Origin of the sequence: Mycobacterium simiae, from assembly GCF_008370645.1 — a bacterium.
Taxonomy (GTDB): domain Bacteria; phylum Actinomycetota; class Actinomycetes; order Mycobacteriales; family Mycobacteriaceae; genus Mycobacterium; species Mycobacterium simiae_A.
Genome location: NZ_VTZN01000605.1, coordinates 1 through 319 on the forward strand (window position 1 = coordinate 1; position 319 = coordinate 319).

Genomic DNA, 319 nt, shown 5'->3' on the forward strand with positions numbered 1-319 from the left:
CACCACCGAGCACGGCCTGGCCCTCTTCGACGCCGCGATCTCCCGTTACCAGCCCAGCCTGCTGGCGGCCCCGCTGAACTCTCGGGCTCTGGCGCACCTGGCACGCCACCACACCCTGCCCCCGATCCTGTCCGCACTGACCACCGTGCGGCCCCAGGCCGCGTCCTCCGCCGGCCCGCACAGCCTGCCCACCCAGCTCGTCACCCAAAGCCCCGACCAGCAACGCCAGACGTTGCTCACCCTGGTCACCACCACCACCGCTACCGTGCTGGCCCACCCCGACCCAGCCAGCCTGCACCCCGACCGGCCCTTCAAAGAC

At 72.1% G+C, this 319-nt stretch carries 1 protein-coding gene; it reads left to right on the forward strand.

Translation table 11 applies throughout. The features are described from left to right. On the forward strand, positions 1–319 hold a 319-nt coding region (locus F0Q45_RS28465), incomplete at both ends, for a hypothetical protein (protein ID WP_188113218.1).